Source organism: Streptomyces sp. NPDC001902 (assembly GCF_042891295.1).
Classification (GTDB): Bacteria; Actinomycetota; Actinomycetes; order Streptomycetales; family Streptomycetaceae; genus Actinacidiphila.
This window is the reverse complement of sequence record NZ_JBIATA010000058.1, coordinates 1-4804: the sequence shown is the minus strand read 5'-3', so window position 1 is coordinate 4804 and position 4804 is coordinate 1. Positions and strand designations below refer to the sequence as shown.

The window sequence follows — 4804 nt, the reverse complement described above, 5'->3', positions numbered from 1 at the left end:
TGCACACCTACAATCACCACCGCGGACACACCGCGCTGAACGGCAAACCACCCGCCAGCCGCGTCCCCAACCTCACAAGGCAATACACCTAGGCGACTGACTCCGGCGCTGGGCTCCTGGTATCCCAGTTTGGAAGACGTCGTATGCGGATGACGGCTGACCTGGCGACTCGCTGACCTGGTCCGGAGCGAGGTTGGCGCCGCGGTTCCCCGCGAGTCCCCGCTGCGCCCCCTCTGAACGGGCACGCAGCGGGCACGACGAACCCCTCGATGCGAACTATGGGCACGACGGTCGCTGAGGTCTGCTGGGCTGGTTGCACGGCACCTGAGGGGCGATAGCGCTCGACTGCGGTTGCCCTGGTTGCTGTACGCCGCTGCTGTACATCTGGAGTCCGGGGTCCGGCGGGGTGATATTCAGGGCACCGATCATGTGCCATGCGTGCGGCCGCCACCTGAGCCGCCTCTTCCGCCCGCCAGTTTGGCTATCGCCCAAGGCGCCCCCGGGCACCGAGTGAGGCGGCGGCCATGAGCGTACACGTGGTTCGGCGCCTCTCGGGCAGGGAAGTGTCGAGCGATGGCGCATGAGCCGTCGACCAGTTCTTCTGGAAGTGGTGAGCTGTGCTCACGACCTGGGCCGATGCGCAACACGCGGCTCGTGACGTGTGTCGTTGTGATCCTTGACTGTCGTTGTTGGTCAACGTCGGTTGGCCTCGGACGGCCCAGAGACGGCCCGGCCAGGGCGCGCGCAGCCATCTCGGTGCGAACCTTGGACGCTACGGCTGCCGAGGTCCCTCGGTCTGGTCAGCAGATCGGGCGCTGATGTCAGGGATCGAGCTTCCTTGTATCCGCATCGCGGTGCGTAGTGCTTCGAGCTCGGTTCGCGGGAACGAGCGGCCCCACTGAGCCGCGTAGCCTTCTTCGCCCAGCTCATGCGCGACTTGGTCGAAGGCACGTACAGCCGACCGCGACAGGGCCATGATCGAGTGGCGCCCCGACCACAAGACGGCGCCCGATGCATCCGGCGCCTCGCGGTCTTCAGCCATGACGAGCCGGATGTCGACCTCGGAGCCGTCTCGATGGAAGAACCACCGGTAGGCCGTTGGTTCCCCCTCGAACTCAGCGCGCGTGTCCGCATCGCCTTCCACGAGCCTGCAAATCGCGTTCAAGAACTGCTCGGGCCCATTGGTGATGTCAGAGGCGATGACCTTTGATTCGCCTTGATCGTCAGCGACCTTCACGTAGGCCCAGCCTTGGTAGCGCAGGGTCCAAGTAATCGTGAGAGAAGCCATCTCACCCCCTATGAGACCTGCACCTTACTGCTCGTCGGTGTAGCGGCTTTGGGCGGGAGCTGCCATGGGGCGAGAGGTCGGGGCCCGTACGCTGGCCGCGTATCGGGCTGGCTCCTTGCCTGCCCGCAATAGCCAGGATGGGCCACAGCACTCCGCGTGCCGCGCTGGTCTATCAGCACATGGTCAACGGTCGTGATCGCGAGATCGCCGATCGGCTCGGGTCGATGATCCGTAAGGCGCGAGGTGACGTGGACTCGTAGCGGCACGTTGTGGCACGGAAGTGGCACGGCCGTGATCACGAGAGAGGGCCAGTTCGAGGGCATCAAGCCCCTGAACTGGCCCTTCACTATGTGCCCCAGGCAGGATTCGAACCTGCGACACCCGCTTTAGGAGTTCGATCGGCGTACCGAGGCACCTGCGGGCACCACGTGGTCGCCAGGGGAGTTGGGCTCTCAGCAGCCGACCTGATCCGGGACCGTTCGTGGGCGTTGATGTCATCGTTAGATGTCAGCGCAACAGCTTAAGCTGCGGGTGGACCTCCCATGGTTCGTCCGGCCGGTCAGCCCACTTCCGCCAAGGGACTTATGCGCACGGCTTCGTTGCCGCAGTCCTCGGCCGCTGGCAGCCGCAGGGCACCAGCATGTGCTCACCATCGCCGTCCGGTGGCTGTTGGATGCGGCCTTCACCCTGCCGTCAGGGCGACAACACGGCCGGCTTGCGAAGCACGCTCACTCCCGCGTGGACTCGCGCAACGGCTGGGCGGAGGAGCCTAGATGGCCAGGGGCAGGTTTTCTCGATTTGCCCTGTATGGCCGTGCCGCTGCAGTACGATGCGGCCAGTCGCAGAGGCAAGTTTTACAACGAAGGTGCGTGGTCCAGGCCTTCGGTGCTGGAAGGAGATGCCGTGGCTCGTCGAACTTTCTTCAGCTTCCACTACGAACGCGATGTTTGGCGGTCTGCCGTAGTACGGAAGAGCGCTGCGCTTAAGACGGATATCGCTCCGGAGTTCATTGACGCATCTCTTTGGGAGGAGTCGAAGCTTAAAGGCGACGACGCCCTACGGCAGCTAATTAATGACGCTCTCTATGGAACAACAGTTACTGCGGTACTGATTGGCGCCGAAACTCATCAGCGACGCTGGGTAAAGTACGAAATTGCTCAAAGCGTAGCGCGTGGCAACGGCCTGCTCGGGATCTACATCCACAACATCCGCGATCAATTTGGCAATCGCGACACAAAGGGGACGAACCCGCTTCCCCCGCAATATGCAACCTATGACTGGATTAACGACGACGGATACAATAATCTGAGCAAGTGGGTGGAGGCAGCCTACGATGAGAGGTAGTCGTGCGCGAATGTGAATTCTGCGCCATCGGGGCGGGAAAAGCGCCGGCAACCGTCGTATGGCAAGACGAACGCAACGTTGCTTTTTTCCCGCTCCGACCCGCAGTCGTGGGCCACACGTTAGTGATTCCTAGAGATCACTACGACGACCTTTTCGAAGTCACTGAGACTTCTCTGTCTAGCCTCGTGCAAGCAGCGAGCCTGGTTGGCAAGGGCCTGCGGGCAGCCCTGCACGCTGATGGCATGAACTTGATCAATTCGGCAGGAAAAGCAGCTTCTCAGTCGGTCTTTCATGTGCATCTACATCTAGTACCCCGATGGGAAGGGGATCGGTTCGGCGATATCTGGCCTCCCAGTGAGCCTTGGGCGGGCGAGGTCAAGGCCGAGATCGCCGAATTGGTAAGGCGGCAGCTCAGGCCACAGTAGACCGAATAAGGCCCCCCGTGATGAAAGCGAAATCAACGAGAGCAAGTACGCCATAGAAGTTGACCATTGTGTGAGATCGTATTACTTTTCCCCAGGGGACTGAGGCATGATACGGTTGCACGTTCATTGAGAACAGCTCCACGGCAACGGAAGGTCGCCGTACATCGTCGTAGAGCTTGCGGAAAAGCCTCTCCTGTCTAAGGAAGTAGCTATCAAGTAGCCAAAACCCGACTATCGGAATCATCCCGGCGGCGGCTACTTTCCAGTTCGGATTACTTACCGAGACGCCGAAGAATACCCCCGCCACGGTCATTGTCCATCCTTTGATGAGGAATGATCCGTTGCCGAGTCGTGCCACGATTGCTTGAATAAATTCGAGATGCTTGATTTCTTCTTGTGAAATCGAAGAGCTGGAAGGGTTATTCACTGACGTGCAGCCCCTGAGTCAATGGTTGTGCCGATCGGCTGGTGCGGTGCGTTCTCTGGACTGTAATGCGGCGTGAAATCAAAGAGTGTAACTGCTCTTTGTGGTGAAGTCGGCGGCATCCCACTTTGGGGCTATCCGGTCGTGGACGATAGATTTGAGAAATCCAGCGATTCGATGCAATTCCTGGAGCAGGTGTGGCACCTGTGGCCGACTCCTACGTCGAGAATCTTGTCGGCCACGAGCGTGGAGTATTTATCGGCGTACGGATCGTCTTGGGAGTCCATCGACCTGTCCTCCCAGTTCAAGGCGACTACGAGCTCGAATTCGTGGTCTTCTCCGTTTCGAGTCTCAATTTCGAAACCCAGGGAGGCCAGTCTGCGCAACTTGTCGATGGCTTCTTGAAATGGTAGGCCTAGCTCACGTCGCACGAGGTCCAGCTCGATGTGAATATTTTCCGGCATCTCGGAGGGGCAGCCATTAAGGAAAATGAAACTCACAAGTTCGCGCTCGTCAAGAGTCATCCTCCGAAGTGACTGCATGAAGGACAGAGCAACTCGCAAGGCGGAATCCATCTCATCGGCCTTGGTTAGCTCTAGGGCTTCGAACAATCTGTCTGGATTCGGAGGGAAGAAGTTGGAACGTACACGCGGTCCGAGCTTTTTGCGCACAAGGTCCGCGAGCTCTTCGGGTTCAAGCGTCGAAGCGTCGACGAAACCAATGGTAGGCCTTAGGCCGGGAATTTCAGTGTCATCGAAACGAACAGGAAGGACATATTCGCGATTCTCGCCTAGGGCGCGCGCCTGAGCACTTCGCCTTTCATGATTTGTCCACACTTTTTTCTCGTAATCGGCGGACGCGAATAGTACGCAATACCGGGCCGCACGGCCGTAAATGTAATCTAGGTGTTCATAGAGGTCCTTGCCCCACAGATTTGCTTTTTCGTAGTCGTCGTAGAAAACCCGCACACCGCTTTTTCTCAATCCATCCGCAACGCCTTGAACGTATTGCCGTTGCTCTCCGGCAAACGACAAGCAAACGTCGTACTCGTACTCAGATGAGATGGAGATGCTCATGCAGTGATGTTAGTTCTCCACCCGGACCCGTGAGGTGGGTTTGGCTAACAACCTGGTCGGTGTAGCGGCTTTGGGCTGGAGCTGCCATGGGGCGAGAGATCGGGGCCCGTAAGCTTGCGGCGACTCGGGCGGTCTGTGGACCTGCCCGCTAATACTCCAGCTGTAGATCTTGATCTTGGCGCTCTGGCATACGGGCGGCTCGGTCTGGTGACCTCCGACGGGTGGACCCGCGACCGTTGAGTAGGCA

At 59.4% G+C, this 4804-nt stretch carries 5 protein-coding genes and 1 pseudogene; 3 read left to right on the top strand and 3 right to left on the bottom strand.

What is annotated here, in order from left to right; all coding sequences use genetic code 11:
• Window positions 1–772: 772 nt before the first annotated feature.
• Entirely contained in the window at window positions 773–1288 is a 516-nt protein-coding gene (locus ACFYYN_RS43260) for a hypothetical protein (protein WP_500550183.1), read from the bottom strand.
• Window positions 1289–1416: 128 nt separating this feature from the next.
• Here ACFYYN_RS43260 and ACFYYN_RS43255 point away from each other — a divergent pair.
• The 3 genes and pseudogenes from ACFYYN_RS43255 to ACFYYN_RS43245 all read left to right on the top strand — a co-directional run.
• Window positions 1417–1548: pseudogene (locus ACFYYN_RS43255) on the top strand (tyrosine-type recombinase/integrase); the annotation flags it as partial.
• A gap of 478 nt (window positions 1549–2026) precedes the next feature.
• The gene (locus ACFYYN_RS43250; RefSeq protein WP_500550182.1) at window positions 2027–2632 is read left to right on the top strand and encodes a TIR domain-containing protein; all 606 of its coding nucleotides are present in this window, start codon (window positions 2027–2029) and stop codon (window positions 2630–2632) included.
• A 2-nt stretch (window positions 2633–2634) separates the two neighbouring features.
• On the top strand, window positions 2635–3057 hold the full coding sequence (locus tag ACFYYN_RS43245) for an HIT family protein (protein WP_500550181.1): 423 nt from the start codon (window positions 2635–2637) through the stop codon (window positions 3055–3057).
• On the opposite strand, the gene ACFYYN_RS43240 is transcribed toward ACFYYN_RS43245, so the two are convergent.
• Together ACFYYN_RS43240 and ACFYYN_RS43235 are read right to left on the bottom strand one after the other, a co-directional pair.
• Window positions 3044–3484 carry a hypothetical protein gene (locus ACFYYN_RS43240; RefSeq protein ID WP_500550180.1) on the bottom strand — a complete coding sequence of 147 codons (441 nt, stop codon included), beginning with the start codon at window positions 3482–3484 and terminating at the stop codon, window positions 3044–3046. The two genes, ACFYYN_RS43245 and ACFYYN_RS43240, sit on opposite strands and share 14 nt — an antisense overlap.
• A 131-nt stretch (window positions 3485–3615) precedes the next feature.
• Window positions 3616–4557, bottom strand: a complete 942-nt coding sequence (locus tag ACFYYN_RS43235) for a toll/interleukin-1 receptor domain-containing protein (RefSeq protein WP_500550179.1) — start codon at window positions 4555–4557, stop codon at window positions 3616–3618.
• Window positions 4558–4804 lie beyond the last annotated feature (247 nt).

What these genes read in the sequence shown, in the direction of transcription:
- ACFYYN_RS43260 (WP_500550183.1), bottom strand. Translation starts at nt 1,288, where the DNA reads ATGGCTTCTCTCACGATTACTTGGACCCTGCGCTACCAAGGCTGGGCC.
- ACFYYN_RS43235 (WP_500550179.1), bottom strand. Translation starts at nt 4,557, where the DNA reads ATGAGCATCTCCATCTCATCTGAGTACGAGTACGACGTTTGCTTGTCG.